30 protein-coding genes are annotated in these 22,131 nt (G+C 60.2%); 25 read left to right on the forward strand and 5 right to left on the reverse strand.

Annotated elements, in window-relative coordinates; translation table 11 throughout:
• The first annotated feature begins 10 nt into the window (after positions 1-10).
• The 3 genes from tig (at position 11) to QZ653_RS02265 (ending at position 2,572) form a co-directional block, all read left to right on the forward strand.
• Positions 11-1,342, forward strand: a complete 1,332-nt coding sequence (gene tig, locus QZ653_RS02255) for a trigger factor (RefSeq protein WP_296417344.1) — start codon at positions 11-13, stop codon at positions 1,340-1,342.
• Between the two features lie 172 nt (positions 1,343-1,514).
• A complete protein-coding gene (locus QZ653_RS02260) occupies positions 1,515-1,988 on the forward strand; it encodes a hypothetical protein (protein WP_296417345.1) in 474 nt (157 codons plus the stop codon).
• Between the two features lie 116 nt (positions 1,989-2,104).
• Complete coding sequence (locus QZ653_RS02265) at positions 2,105-2,572, forward strand: hypothetical protein (protein ID WP_296417346.1); 468 nt, start codon at positions 2,105-2,107, stop codon at positions 2,570-2,572.
• Here the strand turns inward: QZ653_RS02265 and QZ653_RS02270 are convergent.
• From QZ653_RS02270 to rpsF, 4 genes are all read right to left on the reverse strand, one after another.
• Entirely contained in the window at positions 2,569-3,780 is a 1,212-nt protein-coding gene (locus QZ653_RS02270) for an EAL domain-containing protein (RefSeq protein WP_296417347.1), read from the reverse strand. The two genes, QZ653_RS02265 and QZ653_RS02270, sit on opposite strands and share 4 nt — an antisense overlap.
• A gap of 142 nt (positions 3,781-3,922) precedes the next feature.
• Positions 3,923-4,552 (reverse strand): 50S ribosomal protein L9, encoded by a 630-nt coding sequence (gene rplI, locus QZ653_RS02275; protein ID WP_296417348.1) that lies wholly within the window; start codon positions 4,550-4,552, stop codon positions 3,923-3,925.
• A gap of 12 nt (positions 4,553-4,564) precedes the next feature.
• A complete protein-coding gene (gene rpsR, locus QZ653_RS02280) occupies positions 4,565-4,792 on the reverse strand; it encodes a 30S ribosomal protein S18 (protein ID WP_049834805.1) in 228 nt (75 codons plus the stop codon).
• A 29-nt stretch (positions 4,793-4,821) separates the two neighbouring features.
• On the reverse strand, positions 4,822-5,175 hold the full coding sequence (gene rpsF, locus QZ653_RS02285; RefSeq protein ID WP_296417349.1) for a 30S ribosomal protein S6: 354 nt from the start codon (positions 5,173-5,175) through the stop codon (positions 4,822-4,824).
• Between the two features lie 293 nt (positions 5,176-5,468).
• Between rpsF and QZ653_RS02290 the strand changes: the two genes are divergently transcribed.
• The 4 genes from QZ653_RS02290 to QZ653_RS02305 all read left to right on the forward strand — a co-directional run bounded on the left by QZ653_RS02290 (position 5,469) and on the right by QZ653_RS02305 (position 8,334).
• Positions 5,469-6,092: a hypothetical protein gene (locus QZ653_RS02290; RefSeq protein WP_296417350.1), complete on the forward strand. Its 624-nt coding sequence runs from the start codon at positions 5,469-5,471 to the stop codon at positions 6,090-6,092.
• A 125-nt stretch (positions 6,093-6,217) separates the two neighbouring features.
• Positions 6,218-7,156, forward strand: coding sequence for an ACP S-malonyltransferase (gene fabD, locus QZ653_RS02295; RefSeq protein WP_296417351.1), 939 nt, complete (start codon positions 6,218-6,220; stop codon positions 7,154-7,156).
• Positions 7,157-7,159: 3 nt separating this feature from the next.
• Complete coding sequence (fabG, locus tag QZ653_RS02300) at positions 7,160-7,897, forward strand: 3-oxoacyl-[acyl-carrier-protein] reductase (RefSeq protein WP_296417352.1); 738 nt, start codon at positions 7,160-7,162, stop codon at positions 7,895-7,897.
• 203 nt (positions 7,898-8,100) lie between these two features.
• Entirely contained in the window at positions 8,101-8,334 is a 234-nt protein-coding gene (locus tag QZ653_RS02305) for an acyl carrier protein (RefSeq protein WP_085865552.1), read from the forward strand.
• A gap of 93 nt (positions 8,335-8,427) precedes the next feature.
• On the opposite strand, the gene QZ653_RS02310 is transcribed toward QZ653_RS02305, so the two are convergent.
• Entirely contained in the window at positions 8,428-9,237 is an 810-nt protein-coding gene (locus QZ653_RS02310; RefSeq protein WP_296417353.1) for a PilZ domain-containing protein, read from the reverse strand.
• 174 nt (positions 9,238-9,411) lie between these two features.
• On the opposite strand from QZ653_RS02310, the gene fabF reads away from it, so the two are divergent.
• The 18 genes from fabF (at position 9,412) to QZ653_RS02400 (ending at position 22,129) form a co-directional block, all read left to right on the forward strand.
• Positions 9,412-10,671: a beta-ketoacyl-ACP synthase II gene (fabF, locus tag QZ653_RS02315; RefSeq protein WP_296417355.1), complete on the forward strand. Its 1,260-nt coding sequence runs from the start codon at positions 9,412-9,414 to the stop codon at positions 10,669-10,671.
• 2 nt (positions 10,672-10,673) lie between these two features.
• Positions 10,674-11,846, forward strand: coding sequence for an endolytic transglycosylase MltG (gene mltG / locus QZ653_RS02320; protein WP_296417356.1), 1,173 nt, complete (start codon positions 10,674-10,676; stop codon positions 11,844-11,846).
• A 180-nt stretch (positions 11,847-12,026) separates the two neighbouring features.
• Positions 12,027-12,380, forward strand: coding sequence for a hypothetical protein (locus tag QZ653_RS02325; RefSeq protein ID WP_296417439.1), 354 nt, complete (start codon positions 12,027-12,029; stop codon positions 12,378-12,380).
• The gene (locus QZ653_RS02330; protein WP_296417435.1) at positions 12,289-13,644 is read left to right on the forward strand and encodes a DNA-packaging protein; all 1,356 of its coding nucleotides are present in this window, start codon (positions 12,289-12,291) and stop codon (positions 13,642-13,644) included. The genes QZ653_RS02325 and QZ653_RS02330 overlap by 92 nt, the downstream gene beginning before the upstream one ends.
• Before the next feature lie 139 nt (positions 13,645-13,783).
• Positions 13,784-14,971: a phage portal protein gene (locus QZ653_RS02335; RefSeq protein ID WP_296417357.1), complete on the forward strand. Its 1,188-nt coding sequence runs from the start codon at positions 13,784-13,786 to the stop codon at positions 14,969-14,971.
• The gene (locus QZ653_RS02340) at positions 14,964-15,182 is read left to right on the forward strand and encodes a hypothetical protein (RefSeq protein WP_296417358.1); all 219 of its coding nucleotides are present in this window, start codon (positions 14,964-14,966) and stop codon (positions 15,180-15,182) included. The genes QZ653_RS02335 and QZ653_RS02340 overlap by 8 nt, the downstream gene beginning before the upstream one ends.
• 12 nt (positions 15,183-15,194) lie before the next feature.
• Positions 15,195-15,737 carry an HK97 family phage prohead protease gene (locus QZ653_RS02345; protein WP_296417359.1) on the forward strand — a complete coding sequence of 181 codons (543 nt, stop codon included), beginning with the start codon at positions 15,195-15,197 and terminating at the stop codon, positions 15,735-15,737.
• 39 nt (positions 15,738-15,776) lie between these two features.
• On the forward strand, positions 15,777-16,982 hold the full coding sequence (locus QZ653_RS02350) for a phage major capsid protein (protein ID WP_296417360.1): 1,206 nt from the start codon (positions 15,777-15,779) through the stop codon (positions 16,980-16,982).
• Positions 16,983-17,163: 181 nt separating this feature from the next.
• Positions 17,164-17,763, forward strand: coding sequence for a hypothetical protein (locus QZ653_RS02355; protein ID WP_296417361.1), 600 nt, complete (start codon positions 17,164-17,166; stop codon positions 17,761-17,763).
• Positions 17,763-18,098 carry a head-tail adaptor protein gene (locus tag QZ653_RS02360; RefSeq protein ID WP_296417362.1) on the forward strand — a complete coding sequence of 112 codons (336 nt, stop codon included), beginning with the start codon at positions 17,763-17,765 and terminating at the stop codon, positions 18,096-18,098. Before QZ653_RS02355 ends, QZ653_RS02360 begins: the two co-directional genes overlap by 1 nt.
• The gene (locus tag QZ653_RS02365) at positions 18,095-18,505 is read left to right on the forward strand and encodes a DUF3168 domain-containing protein (protein WP_296417363.1); all 411 of its coding nucleotides are present in this window, start codon (positions 18,095-18,097) and stop codon (positions 18,503-18,505) included. The genes QZ653_RS02360 and QZ653_RS02365 overlap by 4 nt, the downstream gene beginning before the upstream one ends.
• Positions 18,506-18,538: 33 nt before the next feature.
• Positions 18,539-18,955: a phage major tail protein, TP901-1 family gene (locus QZ653_RS02370; RefSeq protein ID WP_296417364.1), complete on the forward strand. Its 417-nt coding sequence runs from the start codon at positions 18,539-18,541 to the stop codon at positions 18,953-18,955.
• Between the two features lie 17 nt (positions 18,956-18,972).
• Positions 18,973-19,290, forward strand: a complete 318-nt coding sequence (locus QZ653_RS02375; protein ID WP_296417365.1) for a gene transfer agent family protein — start codon at positions 18,973-18,975, stop codon at positions 19,288-19,290.
• Complete coding sequence (locus tag QZ653_RS02380) at positions 19,287-19,505, forward strand: rcc01693 family protein (RefSeq protein WP_296417366.1); 219 nt, start codon at positions 19,287-19,289, stop codon at positions 19,503-19,505. The genes QZ653_RS02375 and QZ653_RS02380 overlap by 4 nt, the downstream gene beginning before the upstream one ends.
• On the forward strand, positions 19,498-20,157 hold the full coding sequence (locus QZ653_RS02385; protein ID WP_296417367.1) for a phage tail tape measure protein: 660 nt from the start codon (positions 19,498-19,500) through the stop codon (positions 20,155-20,157). The genes QZ653_RS02380 and QZ653_RS02385 overlap by 8 nt, the downstream gene beginning before the upstream one ends.
• 12 nt (positions 20,158-20,169) lie before the next feature.
• Positions 20,170-20,802 carry a DUF2460 domain-containing protein gene (locus QZ653_RS02390; RefSeq protein ID WP_296417368.1) on the forward strand — a complete coding sequence of 211 codons (633 nt, stop codon included), beginning with the start codon at positions 20,170-20,172 and terminating at the stop codon, positions 20,800-20,802.
• Positions 20,799-21,689, forward strand: a complete 891-nt coding sequence (locus tag QZ653_RS02395; protein ID WP_296417369.1) for a DUF2163 domain-containing protein — start codon at positions 20,799-20,801, stop codon at positions 21,687-21,689. The genes QZ653_RS02390 and QZ653_RS02395 overlap by 4 nt, the downstream gene beginning before the upstream one ends.
• Complete coding sequence (locus tag QZ653_RS02400; RefSeq protein ID WP_296417370.1) at positions 21,686-22,129, forward strand: NlpC/P60 family protein; 444 nt, start codon at positions 21,686-21,688, stop codon at positions 22,127-22,129. Before QZ653_RS02395 ends, QZ653_RS02400 begins: the two co-directional genes overlap by 4 nt.
• Positions 22,130-22,131 lie beyond the last annotated feature (2 nt).

Here is a 22,131-nt window from a genome sequence, read left to right on the forward strand (position 1 = left end):
GACGATACCCATGACGGTCAAAGAGACCCTGAACGACGGCCTGAAACGCGGCTATGAGATTACCGTGACCGCCGCCGAGCTGGACGCCGCGGTGAACGACAAGCTCAAAGAAGCCCAGCCCGAGATCGAGATGAAGGGCTTTCGCAAGGGTAAGGTTCCGATGGCGCTGCTGAAAAAGCAGTTTGGCCCAAAGGTTCTGGGCGAAGCCATGCAGGAAGCTGTGGACGGTGCCATGAACAAGCACCTCGAAGAATCCGGCGATCGCCCCGCGATGCAGCCCGAGATGAAGATGACCAACGAAGACTGGAAAGAAGGCGACGATGTCGTCGTATCCGTGTCTTATGAAAAGCTGCCTGAAATTCCCGAGGTCGATTTCTCTGGCATCAAGCTCGAAAAGCTGGTGGTGAAGGCTGATGACGCCTCTGTTGAAGAGGCTCTGGGTTCTTTGGCTGAGACCGCGCAGAACTTTGAAGACCGCAAGAAGGGCTCCAAAGCGAAAGACGGCGATCAGGTGATCTTTGATTTCTTGGGCAAAGTTGATGGTGAAGCATTTGACGGTGGTGCCGCTGAAGGCCACGCGCTGGTTCTGGGCTCCGGTCAGTTTATTCCCGGTTTCGAAGAGGGTCTGATCGGTGTGAAAGCCGGTGACGAAAAAGATGTCACAGTGACCTTCCCTGAGGATTACAACGCCGAACATCTGGCTGGCAAAGAAGCCGTGTTTGAATGCAAAATCCACAATGTGCAGGAACCAAAAGCCGCCGAGATCGACGACGAGATGGCCAAGCAGTTCGGTGCCGAAGATCTGGCCGGTCTGAAGGGTCAAATCTCCGAGAAGTTGGAAGATGAGTACAAAGGGGCGGCCCGTGCCGTCACCAAGCGTGCACTGCTGGATGAGCTGGACAACGCCGTATCCTTCGAGCTGCCCCCGTCGTTGGTTGAGGCTGAGGCGGGCCAGATCGCGCACCAGCTGTGGCACGAGGAAAACCCAGACGTGCAGGGCCATGATCACCCCGAGATCGAGCCGACAGACGAGCATGTCAAACTGGCCGAACGTCGTGTGAAACTGGGCCTGCTGCTGGCCGAAATCGGTCAGAAGGCCGAAGTGCAGGTGTCCGACGCAGAGTTTACCCAGGCGGTGATGAACCAGGCGCGGCAGTACGGCAATCAGGCGCGCCAGTTCTTTGAGTTTGTGCAGCAGAACCCGCAGATGCAGCAGCAGATTCGTGCACCCCTGTTTGAAGACAAGGTCGTTGACCACATTGTCGAAGGCGCCAAGGTGACCGAGAAAGAGGTCTCCAAGGATGACCTGCAAAAGGCTGTTGAGGCCTTGGAAGAAGAATAAATTCGCGTCCTACGACACGTTTTTTGGCCGTCCCTTTGGGGCGGCCTTTTTATTAACGCAGGGATTGCAGGAAAACTACGGAATTCCTGACCCGATCTGCACAACTTTTCCCTAGGTAAGTTTTGACCTTCTGGTTAATCTTTTGCCACGTTTTATATTTTGGGGAAAAACAATGAAAAAACTTTTGGTTACGGTCGCCGCATTTGTGGGTTTGGCAGGGGCGGCACAGGCGTGCCCGAACTGGAGCCTTGATCCCAACTACGGGTCTTACAACCTGTCGCTTGGACAGATGCGCGCGGGTCAGCGTATTGGCCTTCAGGCGGGGGGCAATAATTACGTCTGGAACTGCCCGAACGTGAATCCGCAGACCGATACGGGGGCGGGATACTTTACGTCATCACCGGATGTCCGCATTTTTGCGAACAACATCGAAGGCAACCGTCTGGTGCTGCGGGTTAACAGCAACTGCGACAGCGCGCTGCTGATCAACACGGGCACCGCGACGTGGTATTATGACGATGATGATGCCGGAAATCTGGACCCTCAGATTGTGTTGACGCGGCCGCGGAGCGGACAGATCGACATTTGGGTCGGCACGTATGATGGCGGTTATTGCGATGCGAACCTGATTATTCAGGCGCAGTAACTTCGCAGAAAAATCCGGCGGAGCCGTCCCCATGCCGGGGGCGGCTTTGTTGTGTTGACGGAATTGTCAGACGCGACGGGTTTTCGCGCCAGCCAGCGGTGGTCTAGGATAGGGTTATGAAAATACTCAGCCTGTTCTTTATCGGTCTGGCCGCGAGTGCGTCGGCATCATGCCCTGACCCGACGTTGGATGCGCCGCGATATTCCGCGACGGGGCCAGAATTGATCGCGCCGCAGGCATGGCCCGTAGATGTTCTGGCCGAAGCGGTTGCGCCCTGTCCGGACTGGAGAATGCAGGGGACGGTGCCAGAGCAGGTCGAAGGGTTCCTGCCTGTCGCGCCGACGGCGGTCTTCGATCTGGTCGGTCTGGCACCCCATATCCTGATGGTGATGGCGCAAGCGCCTTGCGACCCGTTGCTGGCGGTACGGTCGCCAGATGGATTGTGGCACTTTGGTGAGACGGCAAATGACCGTGAGGAAGTTGTGGTCTGGAGCGCTTCGGATGGTCCGTTGCAGGTCTGGATCGGGTCACGCGGGGCGTCCGCATGTTCAGGTGACGTCATCCTCGAAACCTTCGACCGTTAGGCCACACTTTCAAGTTCGGGATTGCGCGGACCCGCGCCAAGTAGGCCCAGAAGATCCTGTCCATTGGCGGGGCGGTGAAAATAGAACCCTTGAGCCAGCGAACAGCCGAGATCGGACAGGGCTTTCACATCCACTTCGGTTTCGACACCCTCAGCGACGATATCCACATTAAGAGCGGTGCCGAGGCCCACGAGCATCGACACGATGCTGCCGGACACCCTGTTACAATGGGCATCCCCTGCGAAGGCACGGTCGATTTTCAGGGCGGACAAAGGCATGGTCTTGAGGTGGGCAAGGTTGGAATATCCGGTTCCGAAATCGTCAATGGACAGCCCGCAGCCCAATCCCTGAATACCGTGCAGGTTATCAAGGACATCTTCATTGTCGGGCACAAAGGCGGTTTCCGTCACCTCGAGCTTGATCAGGTTGGGTGCAATATCGTGGCGTGACAGGATGTCGGTCAGCTGGGCGGCAAATCCGGGGCGCGCCACGTCGTGGCCCGAGATGTTGATCGAGGCGAAGAAATCCCTGTCAGATTGGCGTGTCCCTTTAATCTTGTTCAGCGTCTTGCAGGTTTCGACCAAAGCAAATTCGGTCAACGACCCTATCACGCCGAGGTCTTCGGCGACCGTGATGAACTGATCCGGCGGCACGAAGCCCCGTTCGGGATGACACCAGCGCATCAACGCTTCAAATCCTACGATGTCACCGGTCTGAAGGGTGACAATCGGCTGGTACACCATGGAGAATTCCGATTTTGCGATGCTTCGAAGCAGGTCGATTTCGAACTTGTAGCGTTCAATCAGGTCATCGGCGTTTTTGACCTTGGGCGTGGCCGCGGGCGGGGCGGCAGCTGTGTCACTGCTGACCGAGGACAACCGCGCGTTGAAGGCGATAGATGTCTCTACACACGCCCTCAACAATGGGCTGATCGCGTCGAAATCATTCAGAATATGGCTGGCCGCAACGCGAAAAACGATTGTGTCCGTGACCGCCTGCGCGCCGACATAACGCGGGTGATTTGTCAGCACTGACAGACCGCCCAGCACCGCGCCGCGCCCGCGCGTTTCGCAATCATAGCGTTTGCCCTGTTCGGTGCGGAACATCACCACCTCACCCGAGGCGACGACAAAGGCATCTGTATTGTGATCGCCCTGTTCGTACAAAACGTCACCCGCGCGGAGTGCGACTAATCCAACTGGCTGCATTGTTTGTCCAATCCCCCAAAGTTCGGCTTGCCTTCATCCTCCTAAGGGGCACTGGTTAAGTTTGACTGAATTGGAACAATTTGAACGAAAAAGGCCGCGCAATGTCCTGCGCGGCCCAATGTCGTAAGCTGAGGAAAGACGATCAGTCTTCGTCGGAGGCGTCTTCGGCATCTGCTGCAGGGGCAGGGGCTTCGTCGTCACCGAAATCATCCATGCCAGCGGCACCGATGTCATCGAAGAGTTCCTGAATTTCGAATTCTGCTGCGGCTTCTTCTTCGGCGGCCAGTTCAGCGATGGATTTACCAGCGGCCTGAAGTTCGGCTTCCTCGGTGGAGCGTGCCACGTTCAGCTTGATGATTGCGGACACCTCAGGGTGCAACGTCACGTTCACGTCGTGAATGCCCAGTTCCTTGATGGGGGCAATCAGGGCAACCTGACCACGGTCCACAGAGAAACCAGCCTCGGTTGCGGCATCTGCGGCGTCGCGTGTGGATACGGAGCCATAAAGATTGCCGCCGTCGGAGGCCTGACGAATCACGATGAAGGTTTCGCCGTCCAGCTTTGCGGCCAGATCTTCGGCTTCTTTCTTCGTTTCCAGATTGCGGGCTTCAAGCTGCGCCTTCTGGTCTTCAAAAGCTTTCATGTTGTGCGCGTTGGCACGGAGCGCCTTGCCTTGGGGCAGCAGGAAGTTGCGGGCATAGCCCTCCTTGACGGAGACGACTTCGCCCATCTGACCCAGCTTGGCTACGCGTTCGAGAAGGATGATATCCATGATGTCGGTCCTTTACTTAACAGCGTAAGGCAGCAGGGCGAGGAACCGGGCGCGTTTGATCGCACGTGCCAGGGCACGCTGGTTCTTTGCACCGACTGCGGTGATACGGGAGGGAACGATCTTGCCGCGCTCAGAGATGTAGCGCTGCAGGGTACGTGTGTCTTTGTAGTCGATCTTCGGGGCGTTCTCGCCCTCAAATGGATCGGACTTACGACGACGGAAAAATGGTTTGGTAGCCATGACTTACAGTCCTTTCTTTATGCGATGGATTAACGGCGCTCGCGACGGCTGTCGCGTTCGTCACGTTTCTGCATCTGAACCGAGGGGCCTTCCTCGTGCTCGTCGACTTTGATCGTCAGAACGCGCATCACATCGTCGTGCAGGCGCATCAGACGTTCCATTTCCTGCACGGCAGGCGCTGGCGCGTCGGACCGCAAATAGGCGTAGTGGCCCTTGCGGTTCTTGTTGATCTTGTAGGCCATGGTCTTGACGCCCCAGTACTCGGATTCGACCACCTTGCCGCCGTTGTCGGCCAGCACTGTGGAGAAATGTTCGATGAGGCTTTCAGCTTGCGTGTTGGACAGGTCCTGACGCGCAATAAACGTATGCTCATAAAGCGGCATGCGTAACTCCAGTCATATTCGGCGCATTTCATAGGGCGAGGCAGACGGTCCCGCCCTCACCCACGAGAGACTGCGCAGTTCATAAATAACCGCGGGACCGATGGGGCCTTATACAAATGTGGGCCGGGGGATCAAGCGAAAGACGCCGGGCTGATCAGGGACGGCATCCTGGGGAGCCGGGTCGGACCACGGGACGCTGTCATTAACCCTTTATTAACCATCATTGGTCGCAAAGCTGTCCTTTTTCGGCCCCGATTGGCCGTCAGGTTGGGGATGAACAGAGGAGACACCCTATGACAGCCATTCCAGACACGTCTTCGTTTATCAGTACCGCCACGTCCGGCCTCACATCGAAACCGTTGCTTCAGCCCCAGATCAAGGAACACTTCTGGGGGTATGAAATCGCCATGTCGGAGGCCGAACTGGGGTCTGCGGCGGTGATCCGCCTGACCGCGCTGTTTGCTGCCATGGTTTTTGCCACCGCCGCCTTGGGATTGATGCTGTTGCCTGCGGGACTGGCCCCTGATGTGCATGCGGCGGCGCGGGGGTTGGGCGCTCTGGTTTTGATCTGTTCTGCCGGGGTGGCCGGTCTGGTGGCCGCGCGCTGTCGCCGGATCAAGGTTCAGATCGACACGCTGACGGGCGAAATACGGGAGGTGTCGGGCGGCATCTACGGATCGCCCGCGGCCCTGTCGTGCCATGGACTGGATGCGGTGACGGATGTGAGGGTTGTCGTATCCAACTTCGACAGCGGGTTCGGGCAGGTTCATGTTGATATTTCAGGCTACGGCACCATCGCAGCCGGCGACGGGGCAGTTGCGACCCTTGGCGCGTTGCGGGGCAGGATCGCCCATGACTGCGGGCTGCAGACGGGCCGCCCCCGCGATGCGGTATGGTCGGGGCCCTTGGCGGCCTAACGCCTAAGGACATTTCAGTTTGCGGCCCCGTTTCAGGGGCCGTTTGCGCATGCGGACCTCAGATGTCTTGTGCCGCACCGGCTGTCGCTATACCCCTTGCTGCAATCAAGAAGGGAGAAAGCCGCATGAGAGCTTTTGTTTTTCCAGGGCAGGGTGCCCAGACCATCGGGATGGGCAAGGCGCTGGCGGATGCCTATCCTGCAGCGCAGGCCGTTTTTGACGAAGTTGACGAGGCTTTGGGGGAAAAACTGTCCGATCTGGTCTGGACGGGCGATATCGGGGATTTGACCCTGACGCGAAACGCTCAGCCGGCTTTGATGGCCACGTCCCTGGCCGCCATGCGCGCGCTTGAGGCCGAGGGCGTCACGATTGAAGCGGCGTCCTTTGTGGCGGGTCATTCCTTGGGCGAATATTCCGCGCTGGCTGCGGCCGGAGCAGTGAGCATTGCAGACACCGCCCGGCTGCTGCGCATTCGAGGAGAGGCCATGCAAGAGGCGGTGCCGGTGGGCGTGGGCGCCATGGCAGTGCTGCTGGGCATGGATTTTGAACAGGCCATCGCCGTCGCGGAAGAGGCCGCACAGGGCGAGGTCTGTCAGGCCGCCAACGACAATGATCCGTCGCAGGTGGTGGTGTCCGGTCACAAGGCGGCGGTCGAACGCGCGGTTGAGATTGCCAAGGCCAAGGGCGCCAAACGGGCCATGTTGCTGCCTGTCAGCGCGCCCTTTCATTCGTCCCTGATGGCCCCGGCGGCTGAGGTCATGGCGGGCGCGTTGGCAGATGTGACGATGGTGGCCCCTGCGGTGCCCTTGGTTGCAAACGTCCGCGCCGAGGCGGTGGACGCGGATGAAATCAAGACGCTTTTGGTGGAACAGGTCACCGGATCTGTGCGCTGGCGTGAGAGCGTGCAGTGGATGGCGGCTGCCGGAGTGACCGAAGCATGGGAGATCGGGGCGGGCAAAGCCTTGTCCGGCATGGTCAAACGGGTTGATCGCAGCGTGGCCACACGTGCCGTGGGCACGCCCGAAGATGTTGTGGCGGCGGTTGCTGCCCTGAACGAAGGATAAGATATGTTTGATTTGACTGGGAAAAACGCGCTGATCACCGGAGCCTCTGGCGGGATAGGCGGCGAGATCGCCAAGACCTTGCATGCCGCAGGTGCCACCGTGGGCCTGTCTGGCACGCGGGTGGAGCCTCTTGAAGCTCTAGCCGCTGAGTTGGGCGAACGCGCCCACGTGCTGCCCTGCAATCTCAGCGATGGAGAGGCTGTCGATGCGCTGCCCAAGCAGGCCACCGAGGCTATGGGATCGGTTGATATTCTGGTCAACAACGCAGGGATCACCCGCGATCAGATTTTCATGCGGATGTCCGATGCGGAATGGTCTGATGTGATCAACGTGAACCTTACGTCCACCATGCGGCTGTGCAAGGGCGTCATTCGCGGCATGATGAAGGCGCGGTCGGGGCGGATTATCAACGTCAGTTCCATCGTCGGGGCTACGGGCAATCCGGGGCAGGCCAATTACGCAGCCTCCAAGGCGGGTATGGTGGGGATGAGCAAATCCATCGCCTATGAAGTCGCGTCGCGCGGCATCACCGTCAACTGTATTGCGCCGGGTTTCATCGCGACGGCCATGACCGACAAATTGACGGACGATCAAAAGGACAAGATCAACGGCCAAATCCCAGCCGGTCGCATGGGCACGCCCGAGGAAATTGCGGCCGCGGCGCTTTATCTGGCCAGCGACGGGGCGGCCTACGTCACGGGCACAACTTTGCATGTCAATGGTGGTATGGCGATGCTGTAGCGCCTATATAGGGCATCTGACCAAACGGTCTGAAAGCGTTTGCCAAGCGGGGAATCTCTGCTATAGGCCACGCAGAATTGGGGTTCGTGACGTTGCGTCGGGAACTTCGGGGCCCTTCGCGGGGCGCAAATGGTCCGGTATTGCGGGAGTGATGACGGGCTGACCAACGGGCGCAAAGCCCTGAACTATGTGAGGAATTTGACATGAGCGACGTCGCAGATCGCGTTCGTAAGATCGTTGTAGAGCACCTGGGTGTGGAAGAAGATAAAGTTGTTGAGGGCGCGTCCTTCATCGACGACCTGGGCGCAGACAGCCTTGATACGGTTGAGCTGGTCATGGCCTTTGAAGAGGAATTCGGTATCGAAATCCCCGACGATGCAGCCGAAACGATCCAGAGCTTCGGCGACGCCGTGAAGTTCATCAAAGAAGCGTCCTAAGCGACCCTATCTTTGACGGTTAGGAAAAGGGTGGTGCCGCTTGGTGCCGCCCTTTTTCGATGGCGCGTTGCGCTGTGGTTCGCGGCTGTCCGGTCAGGCGTGTCGATGGTCCCGGATCGGGCGGGCGGCCAGGATTGAACGCAGATCGGCGGGCAGCAGAGGATCCGCAAAGACGACACCTGCAAAGTGCCCGTTTTGCCATGTAATCCTTGCGGGAATGTCGATGCCCTTGATTGTGATCGTGGCGTCCTGTGAAGGGACCGGATCATCCGGCAGTTTGATTTTTGCCCCCTTGCTGCTGATGTCAAAAATGCGCGTTCGGAAGTCCATAGCGCCCGTCCGTATGCTTACCGGGATATTGCACATGATCCGTTTGGTGCGCCGTCCCCTTTTTCGAAACAGGTAAACCGCCCCGCCAAGGGTGATTAGGGTCGTGATCAGCAGGGCCGCGAAAGCGAGAAAATCGGCCGTCCATGCGGAAAAACCGCCCCGGATGCCGCGTGTGGTCAAGTCGGCCGGATTGCTTGCACTTTCTTGAGGCGAGGACAGCATGAGGTAGGAATGCGTGCCGCAAACCGGAGAACTTGCGGAGAGCATGTTTTGCAAAAGCCGACGCGTTTCAGGCGCCGCGAGCTGGGCTTGTTTGACAGACGGTGGCGTGTCGGTCGGGACCATGATCTGATCGACCGATGCGGTGTAGTCGCGCAGGGCGGCGCGGAGGGCGGCATTCCGCGGGAAGAAAGTTTTCAGGATGTCCGTGTTGTCGGCCAGTTGCTGCAGGGTTGTCGTCGTTCGGGTTGTGGGGCCGGTGGCGATGCGACTTTCAATTCGGTCGATGCTTTTGATCAGGTCACACAAGTCCGCCGCCGCCGGGGAGCCGGTGCCGATCAGAAAAACTGCCATAAGGTATCGCGCGTGTTCCAAGGAACCTCCGTCCAGAACTGAAGGCATATTGAGGGTGAATCTTTTCCAAAGTCTTAAGCTTGCCGATCCGGACCGCAGGTTGGCCATGGGCTTGCCCCCAGCTTGCGAAGCGGGGTAAATGACTTCAAAGAAAAGCAAGCGTGAGGGTGTGGCATGCGTCGAGTGGTCGTAACAGGTTTGGGGTTGGTGACGCCCCTTGCGGATGGGGTCGAGAAAAGCTGGGAGCGTATTTTGGATGCGCAATCCGGCGCAGGACCGATTACGCATTTTGACCCCGAAGGGTTTGGCACGACGTATGCCTGCGAAGTGCCCTATGGCGACGGCAGTGACGGCACGTTCAATCCTGACGCCTATATGGAGCCGAAAGAGCGCCGGAAGGTCGATGATTTTATCGTCTTCGCGATGGCGGCCGCCAAGCAGGCCGTCGAGGACGCTGGTTGGCAGCCTGAGGACGCAGCGGATCTGGAACGGACGGGTGTCTTGACGGGATCGGGCATTGGCGGCCTCAATTCCATCGCCAACACCGCGATCATGATGAAGGAAAAGGGGCCGCGCCGTGTGTCGCCGTTTTTTGTGCCGGGCGCGTTGATCAACCTGATTTCTGGCCAGATCGCCATCAAGTACGGGTTCAAAGGCCCCAACCATGCGGTTGTAACGGCCTGTTCCACGGGCGCGCACGCCATTGGCGATGCCACGCAGCTGATCAAATCGGGTCGTGCGGATGTGATGATTGCTGGCGGGGCCGAGGCCACGATCTGCGAGATCGGGATCGCGGGTTTCAACGCCTGTAAGGCGCTGTCGACCAAACGTGCTGATGACCCCAAGGCGGCCAGCCGCCCCTATGACGCGGACCGTGACGGGTTCGTGATGGGCGAGGGTGCGGGCATGGTCGTGCTGGAAGACTACGATCACGCGGTGGCCCGCGGGGCCAAGATTTACGCCGAAGTGTTGGGCTATGGCCTGACCGGTGACGCCTATCACATCACGGCCCCGTCTGAGGACGGTGAAGGTGGGGAGCGGTCCATGCGGATGGCGTTGAAGGATGCGGGGCTGGAGCCTGCGGATATTGATTACATCAATGCCCACGGCACATCGACCATGGCGGATACCATTGAGTTGGGTGCGGTTGAGCGGATGATGGGGGAGGCTGCGTCTAAGGTGACGATGTCCTCCACGAAGTCGGCCACGGGGCACCTTTTGGGGGCTGCGGGCGCGATTGAGGCCATATTCTCGATCCTTGCGATCCGCGATCAGGTGGCACCGCCGACGATCAATCTGGACAATCCGGCCGTTGAAACAAAGGTCGATCTGGCACCCAATGCCAAGGTCGAACGGGAGATCAATGTGGCGCTGTCGAATTCGTTCGGGTTTGGCGGTACGAATGCTTCCGTCCTGTTTGGTAAGGTCACCTAACCATGTGGAAACATATCGCCAGCAATGCGCTGACGTTTCTGGTTGTTCTGCTGTTTCTGGCGGGCGGCGTGATTGTCTGGGGGACCAACCAGTATTCCGCGGAAGGGCCTTTGGATGAGGCGATCTGCGTGCAGGTGCCTTCGGGCAGCAACATGCGGCGGGTCAGTGAAAATCTGGAACGGGAGGGGGCGATTTCGTCGTCTTCGATTTTCCGGATGGGTGCGGATTATTCCGACAAGACGAGCCTTCTGAAGGCGGGCAGTTTTCTGGTGCCTGCGTCGTCGTCCATGGAAGAGATCGTGGATATCGTGACGCGCGGCGGGGCAAGCACCTGCGGGACCGAGATTGTCTACCGGGTGGGTGTGACGCGGACGCTGGCGCAGGTGCGTGAACTGGACCCCGCGACGGGCCGGTTTGAACAACTGGCAAGTTTCGAGCCTGCGGTTGAGGACACGCCTGCGGTTTACACCGAAACCCGAGAGCAGAGCGATACGCAGTACCGCGTTGTTATTTCGGAAGGGGTGACAAGCTGGCAGGTTGTTCAGGCGCTGAACGCGCTGGAATTCATGGAGGGGCAGGTCGAAGAGATCCCGCCGGAGGGGCTTCTGGCGCCTGATTCTTATCAGGTGAGCGCGGGGGATTCGGTGGCGGAATTGCTGGCGCAAATGCAATCCGCGCAGGAGCGCACCTTGGCTGAGGCGTGGGCATCACGGGCCGATGGGTTGCCTTTGGACAGCCCCGAAGAGGCGCTGATTCTGGCGTCGATCATTGAGAAAGAGGCCTCGACCTCGGATGAGCGGTTTGATGTGGCGTCGGTCTTTGTAAACCGTTTGAATCAGGGGATGCGGTTGCAGACCGACCCCACGGTGATTTACGGCGTCACGGAAGGGCGCGGGGTGCTGGGACGCGGGTTGCGGCAAAGCGAGCTGCGGGCCGATAACCCCTGGAATACTTATGTGATTGACGGTTTGCCGGCGACGCCCATTGCCAATCCGGGTGCGGGGTCCATCGAGGCCGCGTTGAACCCGGCGGACACCGATTACATCTTCTTTGTGGCCAAAACGCTGGACCCGCGCGACGGGCATAATTTTGCCGTCACGCTGGCCGAACACAACGACAATGTTGCGATTTATCGGCGTCTGGAAGCGGAGCGGGATGCGTCATCTGACAACTAAAAGGTTAACGGATGTTCCTATGGGGCGTGCGCTAACACTTTGCTAATTTTTGGGAAATTGGACGGCGGGGGGTAAGTTTCCCCCATGCTGGAAGAGACTTGGACGGGTCTTGGGGCATTTCACCCCAAGGCCCGTTTTCGTTGGACGATCGGGCGGAGCAACCTGAGAGGGGATTGCCCCATGACAACCCAAAGCGGTGGTAACACCACCGAACAGAAATCGGCCGCCGAACGTATTGAGGAGGCTAGGCGGCTTCATTCAAGCATTCGGGACACGCTGAAAGCAGTTTTGGATCTGGTTGAGCAGGGAGAGCTCAAGGAGGTGGCATCGCTGCCGAAACAGATGACGCAACTGCATCAGGCGTACCTCGATATCAATAAGAAAGAGGCAGAGTTCAATGACAAACACGGAACAGGACTTCGGGACGGGGACATTGATTTCGATGCCGTCCGGGATCAAATCAGGTGCCGCCTTGGTCGCATCCGCAAATGCTGCCGACCAAGCGACGTTTCTGAACGGTCTGACGAAAGCTGAACTGAGGGCCTTGCCCTTTTTGTTCGCGTTCTGGGCGTTGGACCATCAAGTGCCGCCGGAGGGGGACTGGCGGACCTGGGTCATTCTGGGGGGCCGCGGTGCGGGAAAGACGCGCGCGGGTGCAGAGTGGGTCCGGTCGATGGTGGAGGGGTCGCGTCCGCGCGACCCCGGCCCGGCGCGGCGGATCGGTTTGATCGGGGAGACGATGGAGCAGGTGCGCGAGGTTATGGTGTTTGGCGAGAGCGGGATATTGGCCTGTTCGCCGCCTGACCGCCGCCCTAAATGGAGTGCCACGCGGCAGATGCTGACATGGCCCAATGGCGCGGAAGCACGGCTGTATTCCTCGTTTGATCCCGAACGTTTGCGCGGGCCGCAGTTTGACGCGGTTTGGGCCGATGAACTGGCGAAATGGCCGAAGGCGGCCAAGACGTGGGAGACGTTGCAGTTTTGTCTGCGGTTGGGCGACAAGCCACGGGCCTGCGTGACCACGACGCCGAAGAACGTGGCAGTGCTGAAGGATTTGTTGGCGCGGGATGGCACGGTGCAGACCCATGCGTCGACAGCGGAAAACCGCGCCAATCTGGCGGACGGGTTTATTGAGGCCGTGCAGGAGCAGTTTGGCGGGTCGCGTTATGGGCGGCAGGAGTTGGAGGGCATCTTGCTGCCTGATGTGGAGGGTGCGCTTTGGACGTCCGACGCGCTGGAGGCCGTGCATGTGAAAACCGTGCCTGAACTGGACCGGATCGTGGTGGCGGTGGACCCGCCTGCGGGGTCGGGTGCCACGTCGGATGCCTGCGGGATCGTGGTGGCGGGCATTGTGATGCAGGGGCCTGTCAAGGACTGGCGTGTCTATGTGTTGGAAGATGCGTCTGTCCAAGGGTTGTCGCCCAATGGCTGGGCGGCGGCTGCCGTCGCCGCGATGGACCGGCACGGGGCGGACCGGATGGTGGCCGAGGTCAATCAGGGCGGTGCCATGGTGGAGACCATCGTGCGGTCGATTGATCCGACGGTGTCCTATCGGGGTGTTCATGCCACGCGTGGAAAATCCGCACGGGCGGAGCCTGTGGCGGCTTTGTACGAGCAGGGCCGCGTGCGGCATGTGTCAGGTCTGGGTGAGTTGGAAGACGAGATGTGCCAGATGACGGCGCAGGGGTTTGATGGACAAGGATCGCCGGACCGCGTGGATGCGCTGGTTTGGGCATTGACGGATCTGTTTCTTGAGCCGTCTGCCAAGTGGCGTGCGCCACGGGTGCGCGGGCTTTAGGGCCTGAAAACAAAGGCGTTTGTGGGGTGTTGCAGGGGCACCGCGCGGGGGCCTCAGACCTTCGTAATCATTTAGATGCAAATTCTATTCAAGTTGCAGCGATTGCCGCGATTGAAAGCGGGACCCAAGGGAGAGTTGGATGTTTGATTTTCTGAAGCGATCTGATGTTGAGACAGCGCAGGCGGCGCCGTCCGAGGTAAAGGCATCGGCCACGGGCAAGATTGCCGCTTGGGGGGCTGCGGGTCGCACAGTTTGGGGCGCACGGGATGCGGCCAGCCTGACACGGGTCGGGTTTACGGCGAACCCTGTGGGCTTTCGCGCGGTCAAGATGATCGCGGAGGCAGCAGCGGCGTTGCCATTGGTGTTGCAAGATGATGTGCGCCGCTATGACAGCCATCCGGTCATGGACCTGATCCAGCGGCCCAATGGCGCGCAGGGCCGGGCGGAGCTGTTTGAGGCGTTGTTTGGTCAGCTGTTGTTGACGGGCAATGGCTATGTCGAGGCTGTGGCCTCTGAGGACGGGCCGGTGGAGCTGCATGTGTTGCGGTCGGACCGGATGTCGATTGTGCCGGGTGCCGATGGCTGGCCTGTGGCCTATGATTACACCGTGGGCGGGCGCAAGCACCGCTTTGCGGTGGGTGAGGGGGCATCCCCGATTTGTCATATCAAGTCGTTCCACCCGCAGGATGACCATTACGGGTTGAGCCCGATGCAGGCGGCTGCCACGGCGCTGGATGTGCACAATGCGGCCAGCCGGTGGTCCAAGGCTTTATTGGATAATGCCGCACGGCCATCGGGCGCGATTGTCTATCGCGGGGCTGACGGGCAGTCGCAACTGTCGAGCGATCAATATGACCGGTTGCTGCATGAGATGGAGACACAGCATCAAGGGGCCAAGAACGCGGGCCGTCCGATGTTGCTGGAAGGGGGGCTGGATTGGAAGCCTATGGGCTTCAGCCCCTCGGACATGGAATTTCTGAAGACCAAGGAAGGGGCCGCGCGTGAGATCGCCATTGCCTTCGGCGTGCCGCCGATGTTGCTGGGGATTCAGGGCGATGCGACCTATGCGAATTACCAAGAGGCGAACCGCGCGTTTTACCGATTGACGGTCTTGCCGCTGGTCACACGGGTCACGGGTGCGATTGCCGACTGGCTGGGGGATTTCTCCGGTGAGCGGATCGATCTGAAGCCTGATCTGGATCAGGTGCCGGCCCTGGCGTCCGAGCGGGATGCGCAGTGGAAACGGGTGGGCGAGGCGTCTTTCCTGACGGATGCAGAAAAGCGTCATCTGCTGGGATTGCCCGCGTTGGAGGTGGGCGATGAATGATCTGCGCGACAGTTTTGAGTGCGGCCCGAGCCTGCGCATTGAGGCCCATGAGAGGCTGGCGGCGCTGCAATTTGCGCAGCTGAACACCCAGCTGGGCAAGATTGAAACGATGATGGAACGGCTGGAACGCCGGTTGTGGCTGACGGTTTACGGCGTGGTCGGTGTGATCCTGGCGCAGGCGTTTGAATCCATTTTGACGGCGACCCCCTAAGGGAGATTTGAGATGACTTTGGAACATAAATTTATCGCCCTTGGGGATGCCAAGCCGGTTGAAAACGGGATCGAGATTTCGGGCTATGGGTCGCTGTTCGGCAAGGCCGATCAGGGCGGCGATGTGGTGGCCAAAGGGGCCTATGCCAAGTCGCTGGAACGCATGGCCGCGAAGAACAATCGCGTCAAGATGCTGTGGCAGCACGACCCTGAACAGCCCATCGGCGTCTGGGATGAGGTCCGTGAGGATGAGGCGGGCCTGTGGGTCAAGGGCCGTATTCTGACAGATGTGGAAAAGGGCCGTGAGGCCGCCGCGCTGATTGAGGCGGGCGCCATTGACGGGCTGTCGATTGGGTACCGCACGGTGCGGGCCACAAAGAATGACACGGGCGGTCGCCTGTTGTCGGAGCTGGAGCTTTGGGAGGTGTCGCTGGTGACCTTCCCGATGCTTCCTGATGCGCGGGTGGGCGCGAAGGGGGATGACCCCTTTGAGACCGCCATGCGTGATTTGGCAGGGGTGTTTGAGGATGCCCGTGCCGTGCTGGGCGGGATGTAGCCCCGGCGTTTCACCGAAAAGATCTGAAGGATCACCAACATGACGACACCCGAGTGCAAGGCTCGGGCCGGGGAAGATGCGCCTTGTGCGGCGACCCCAAGCCCGAACCCAGCCGCTGAGCTGAAGTCCGCGATGGCGGGCTTTGTGAGCGAATTCAAAGACTTCACGACCAACATTCAAACCAAGTTGCAAGAGCAGGATGACCGCATGACCAAACTTGATCGTAAATCTACCTTTGGCGCACGCCCCGCGCTGGCCACCGCTGCCTCTGTTGAGGCGCCCCATCAAAAGGCGTTTGAGGACTATCTGCGGTCCGGCGATGATGACGCGCTGCGTGGCCTTGAGATGGAAGGCAAATCCATGTCCACGGCTGTGGCCGCCGACGGTGGTTATCTGGTGGACCCGCAGACATCTGCGACGGTTCAATCCACGCTGGCCGCCACGGCGTCCATCCGTGCGATTGCCAATGTGGTGAACGTGGAAGCCACGTCCTACGATGTGCTGATTGATCACACCGAAATGGGTGCGGGCTGGGCCACTGAGGCAGGATCCACCGCCGAGACGGGCACGCCGTCCATCGACCGCATCACCATTCCGCTGCATGAGCTGTCCGCGCTGCCCAAAGCGTCCCAGCGTCTGCTGGATGACAGCGCCTTCAACATCGACGAATGGCTGGCCGGTCGCATCGCCGACAAGTTTGCCCGTTCCGAGGCCGCTGCTTTCGTAAACGGTGACGGCATCGACAAGCCCACCGGTTTCCTGACAGCACCGTCTGTGGACAATGACGTTTGGGCCTGGGGCAACCTTGGCTATGTCGTCACCGGTGCCGACGGCGATTTCAACGGGGCCGATGCGCTGATCGATCTGGTCTATGCGCTGGGTGCTGAATACCGCGCCAATGGTACGTTCGTCATGAACTCAAAAACGGCCGGTGCTGTGCGCAAGCTGAAGGACAATGACGGCCGCTTCTTGTGGTCTGACGGTCTGACGGCAGGTGAGCCTGCACGTCTGCTGGGCTATGCCGTTCTGATCGCGGAAGACATGCCCGACATCGGGTCTGACACCACGCCAATCGCCTTTGGTGATTTCGGGGCCGGTTACACCGTGGCCGAACGCCCTGATCTGCGCGTGCTGCGCGATCCCTTCAGCGCCAAGCCACACGTGCTGTTCTATGCGACCAAGCGCGTGGGCGGGTCTGTTTCCGACTATGCGGCGATCAAGCTGCTGAAGTTCGGCACCGCGTAAGCGCGCTGCTGCACGGAACGGTTCTGCCTTCGGGCAGGGCCGGGTCCGGGCGCGTGCGGGGCGCGAGTTCATCTTCGCGTTGTCCAGCTGCTTCCTTCCGTCCGAGCAATGCGGGGAGCACGCGTCCGGGTTTTCAGCCAAATGGCGGACCCAATTTGAAGACCGTTTTCGGAGAGACCCAATGATGTTGATTGAAGAAACCACGGTGCCGACAGGGGCTTTGCCGGTCGCCCTGTTCAAAGAACACCTGCGCCTTGGATCGGGCTTTGCCGATGACGGACTGCAGGACACGCTGATCGAGAGCTTTTTGCGCTCTGCTATGGCGGCGATTGAGGCGCGGACCGGCAAGGCGCTGATTGAGCGCACGTTCAGCTGGACGTTGACGCGGTGGCGCGATGGCGGTGCGCAGGCGCTGCCGATTGGGCCGGTGAGTGCGATTGTGGATGTGGTTCTGGTGGACCGTCTGGGCGGTGAGACCGTCGTGGATGCGGCCAGCTATCAGTTGCGTCCTGACATGCAGCGGCCTGTGCTGGCGTCTGTTGCCGCCGCACTGCCCACGATCCCCCAGGCGGGATCGGTGAAGGTGCAGATGCTGGCGGGCTTTGGCCCCGAATGGAGCGATTTGCCCGCAGATCTGGCGCAGGCCGTGTTGCTGTTGGCTGCCCATTATTACGAGTACCGCCATGAGGTGCAGTACGATGGCGGCTGCATGCCCTTTGGTGTCAGCGCCTTGATTGAACGTCACCGGGTGATGCGCCTGACGGGCGGGGGTGCGGTGTAATGGCGTATCGTTTGAACCGCCAACTGCTGCTGGAAACACCTGCACGGGTGGCGGATGGCGCGGGCGGGTTTACCCAAAGCTGGATGCCGCTGGGGCATTTGTGGGCCCATGTGGTCGCGCGCTCTGGCCGTGAGGCGGCGGGGACTGCGGCCCCGCTGAGCCGGGTGTCCTACAAGATTTTTGTGCGTGCGGCCCCTGTCGGATCGCAAGCGCGCCCGAAGCCGGATCAGCGCTTTGTCGAAGGCACGCGGGTGTTCCGCATTCTGGCGGTGGCCGAGGACGATACAGACGGGCGGTATCTGGCATGCACCGCCCAAGAGGAGACAGTGGCATGAGCTATGGCGTTTCTGCGGCCCTGCAAGCGGCTGTTTATCAAGCACTTTCAGCGGATGCGACGCTGGCCTCTTTGGTCGGCAATCACATTTATGACGCGTTTCCGGCGGGCACTTTGCCGCCCCTCTACGTGGCGCTGGGGCCGGAATTGGTGAAGGACCAGTCGGACAAGACGGGTGGCGGTGCGGTGCATCAATTCACTGTCTCGGTGGTGACTGACACCGCAGGCTTTGCCACCGCCAAGCAGGCGGCGGGTGCTGTGTCTGACGCGCTGGTCGATGCCGATCTGACCCTGAACCGTGGCACGCTGGTCGCGCTGAATTTCTACCGCGCCAAGGCAGTGCGGGTGGGTGCGGCGGATGAGCGGCGCATTGATCTGACGTTCAACGCCCGTGTGGCGGACGATTAAACCTTTCTTTCTAACCCTTACGGAGTACGGATTATGACAGCGCAAAATGGCAAGGATCTGTTGATCAAGATCGACATGACAGGTGATGGCCTGTTCGAGACAGCCGCTGGCCTGCGGGCCACGCGCATCAGTTTCAACGCAGAAACCGTGGATGTGACGTCGCTGGACAGCACTGGCGGCTGGCGTGAAGTGCTGGGCGGGGCCGGTGTGAAATCCGCCTCGATCAGTGGGTCGGGCGTGTTCAAGGACGCCACAAGCGATGAACGCGTACGGCAAGTGTTCTTTGACGGCGAGACCCCGGATTTTCAGGTGATCATCCCTGATTTCGGCACCATCGAGGGCGCGTTCCTTGTGAGTTCCATCGAGTATGCGGGCAACTACAACGGTGAAGCCACCTATGAGTTGTCGATGACGTCCGCCGGCGAAGTCACCTTTGTGGCCTTCCCGTAATGGATTTGGCCACGCAGATGCCCCCGGCAAACCCCTGGGCGGGGGAGGTGGCGCTGGTTCTGGATGGAACGGCGCACATCTGCAAGCTGACGCTGGGGGCATTGGCGGAGCTGGAGGCGTCTTTGCAGGCGGATACTTTAGTGGCGCTGGTGGCGCGGTTTGAAGCGGGCGGATTTTCCACGCGGGACGTTTTGGCGTTGATCGTTGCGGGCCTGCGCGGTGGTGGCTGGCGGGGATCGGCACGGGATTTGCTGTGCGCTGAGATCGAAGGCGGGCCGGTGCGGGCGGCGGAGGCGGCGGCCGAGCTGTTGGCCCGTGCCTTTGCCACACCATGAGCCGCGCAGCGAGTTTCGATTGGCCCGGTTTGATGCGGACGGGCCTGCGCGATCTGGGGCTGAAACCACATGAATTCTGGGCGCTGACGCCAGCCGAGTTGTGGCTGCTGTTGGGGCCTGAGGCGGGCGAGATGCCCATGGGACGGGGCCGGTTGGATCAACTGGCGGCGGATTATCCCGACCGCGTTGCGGATGAAGGAGCGAGTTATGGATGACATCGACGGGTTGGACGCCCTTGAGACCGAAGCCAAGGCGCTGGAGGAAACGTTAGGGTCGGTGACGGCGATGACGGATGCCTTTGACGGCCAGTTGCGCCGGATGCAGGGCACTTTGGGCGACACCACACGCGATCTGGGCAATCTGGAGCGCGGGTTTTCGGGCGGTTTGCGCAAGGCTTTTGACGGGTTGGTTTTTGACGGCAACTCGCTGTCGGACGCGTTTTCGACCTTGGGCGAGGCGATGTCGCGCACGGTTTACAACAACGCGATGAAGCCTGTGACGGATCATTTCGGCGGCATTCTGGCCGGTGGGGTGAATGCGCTGGTCGGTGCGTTGATGCCTTTTGAGAAGGGTGGCGCGTTTTCGGGCGGACAGCAGCGGGCCTTTGCCAAGGGCGGGGTGGTCAACGGGGCCACGACCTTCCCGATGCGCGGCGGCACTGGCCTGATGGGTGAAGCGGGGCCGGAGGCGATTATGCCGCTGACCCGTGGGGCCGACGGCAGCCTTGGCGTGAAGGCGCAGGGCGGGCAATCGGTGAACATCACCATGAATATCTCGACCCCGGATGTGGCCGGGTTCCAGCGGTCACAAAGCCAGATCGCGGCCTCCATGAGCCGCGCTTTGAGCCGTGGCCAACGCAATCGGTAAGGGAGCAAGCAGATGAGTTTTCATGAGGTACGGTTCCCCACGAACCTGAGCTTTGGCGCGCTGGGCGGGCCGGAACGGCGCACCGAGATTGTGACTTTGTCCAACGGGTTTGAGGAGCGCAACACGCCGTGGGCGCATTCGCGTCGTCGGTATGATGCGGGCATGGGCCTGCGGTCGCTGGATGATGTCGAAGCCGTTGTTGCGTTCTTCGAGGCGCGGCAGGGACAGATGTTCGGGTTTCGCTGGAAAGACTGGGCGGATTTCCGATCCGCCGCACCCAAGGCGCAGATCACCGGTGAGGATCAGGTCATCGGGATGGGGGATGAGGTGCAGACCGCGTTCCAGCTGGTGAAAAATTACGCCTCCGGCACTGCGTCCTATGCGCGGCCGGTCAAAAAGCCGGTGGTGGGCACCGTATTGGTGGCTGTAGGGGGTGAAACCATGGTGGAGGGGGTCGATTATGAAGTCGATCATCTGACGGGTGTGGTAACCTTCAATCACCCTCCCGATCTGCAAGGCGAAGTCACAGCAGGTTACGAATTCGATGTACCGGTCCGGTTTGATACGGACGCAATCGTCACGTCTATGGCGACCTTTCAGGCCGGTGAAGTGCCGGATATTCCGGTGGTCGAGGTGCGGGTATGACCGCATTTCAGGGACATTTGGACAGCGGCATCACGACGCTTGCGCGGTGCTGGGCTGTGATCCGTCGCGACGGGACCCTTTACGGGTTTACCGACCATGACGGACCGCTAACCTTTGACGGGATCACATTCAAAGCAGACAGCGGAATGACGGCGCGGGCCATCGTGTCAGCGACCGGTTTGTCTGTGGACAATTCCGAAGCCATGGGTGCGCTGAGCGATGCGGCGATCACGGAAGCGGACATTGAGGCCGGACGCTTTGACGGGGCCGAGGTGAAAGCCTGGCTGGTCAACTGGGCCGATGTCGAGATGCGCAGCCTGAGATTTGCCGGATCCATCGGGGAATTGCGCCGCGCGGGTGGTGCATTTCATGCCGAGTTGCGTGGTCTGACCGAGATGCTCAACCAGCCGCAGGGACGGGTTTATCAAACGCCTTGCGCTGCGATCTTGGGCGATGGGCGATGTGGATTTGACGTGAGGTCCGACGGGTTCTTCGTTGAAACCGCAGTGGAGAGTATCGAAGAAAGCCGGCGGTTCGTGTTCGAGGACATGACCGGTTTCGAGCCTGCATGGTTTGAGCGTGGACGCCTGAAGGTGATCACCGGGGAGGCTGCGGGCCTTGTAGCGATGGTCAAGCGCGACCGGTTTGTCAGGTCGCAACGCCAGATCGAAATTTGGGAGGCGTTCAGGACCCCAATCGCGCCCGGGGACATGATCGTCATCGAGGCCGGCTGCGACAAGCGGTTCGACACCTGCCGGTCCAAATTCAGTAATGGCGTCAACTTTCAGGGGTTTCCGGACATTCCGGGCGATGACTGGCTGGTCAGCACCCCCGTCCAGAGCAAGACGGCAACGGGTGGCAGCCTCCGCAGGCTTTTGACCTCATGAATGCGATTGTTGAGGAAGCGCGAAGCTGGATCGGGACGCCCTACGTTCATCAGGCGGCCCGTAAAGGAGCAGGCTGCGATTGCTTGGGGTTGTTGCGTGGTGTCTGGTCTTCCTTGACCTCTGCGCCGTTGATCACAGTACCGCCCTACACCGCTGACTGGTCGGAACCGCAAGGTGATGAAAGGCTGTGGAGAGGCATTGCGGAGCGGCTGACGCGGAAAGATCGAGATGCCGCGGCCGCGGGCGATGTCCTTCTTTTCCGCATGCAAAGTGGTGCGGTCGCCAAACATGTGGGCCTTCAGGCCCAGATCGGGCCATCGCCCACATTTATTCATGCCTATCAAGGGCACGGCGTCGTCGAAAACGCACTGACGGCCCCTTGGCAAAGACGGGTGGTGGCCCGCTTCGCCGTCCCTGCACACTATAACACAGAGGTCTGACA

This window comes from Pseudooctadecabacter sp. (assembly GCF_020627745.1).
Classification (GTDB): domain Bacteria; phylum Pseudomonadota; class Alphaproteobacteria; order Rhodobacterales; family Rhodobacteraceae; genus Octadecabacter.